Annotated in this window: 2 protein-coding genes; both read right to left on the bottom strand. The window is 75.2% G+C overall.

Annotated features, from left to right (window positions below; genetic code table 11):
- Positions 1 to 191 (bottom strand): hypothetical protein (locus tag AC2W7G_RS17890; protein WP_485869616.1); only part of this gene is annotated, 191 nt, incomplete at its 3' end.
- A gap of 123 nt (positions 192 to 314) precedes the next feature.
- Positions 315 to 674, bottom strand: a 360-nt coding sequence (locus tag AC2W7G_RS17885) for a helix-turn-helix domain-containing protein (RefSeq protein ID WP_485869615.1), incomplete at its 5' end; no start/stop codon positions are given.

Genomic DNA, 674 nt, shown 5'->3' with positions numbered 1-674 from the left:
ACGGCGTCGGGGCGGGACACGACCTGTCGCACGGACGCGTGGGAGGCCTGCGAGTCCGTCCCGTCGGTCGCGCCGGCCAGGACGCCGACGGTGCTCACCGCGATGGCGGCGGCGCCGACGCAGGGCAGCGCGGTGCGAAGGACGCGCTCGGCGAGCGGGGCTCGGGAGCGACGGTGGCCGGGGGAAGCCACGAGAGCATCACCTGAAGGTCGATCGGGGGCGGACGAACCCGACCGAGTCAAGCACACGCCCGGGCGAAAATCACGCGTCCGGGCAGGTTCGGTGGACGCCCACGCGGGGCCGGGTGAGCCGACTCACGCGACGACGCCGGCCGCGTGACGGTCGTCGACGCAGGTGAAGCGGCGCCGGTAGGCCTGCGGGGTGACGCCCACCGACCCCGAGAAGTGGTGGCGCAGCGTGGCCGCGTTGCCGAACCCGGCCCGGGCCGCCACGGTCTCGATCGGCTCGTCGGTCTGCTCGAGCAGCTCCTGGGCCAGGGCGATGCGCTCGCTGGTGAGCCACTGCAACGGGGTCGTGCCGGTCTCGTCCTTGAACCGCCGCGCGAAGGTGCGCGGCGACATGTGCGCCTCGCGGGCCAGCTGCTCGACGCTGAGCGGCTCGTGCAGGCGCCGGCGCACCGCGGCCAGCAGCGGCGCGAGGTCTCGCGCGAGGCC

The sequence above is a fragment of the Aeromicrobium sp. PFPM2_SD2 genome, from assembly GCF_057364525.1.
This window is presented reverse-complemented; position numbering and strand designations above follow the sequence as displayed.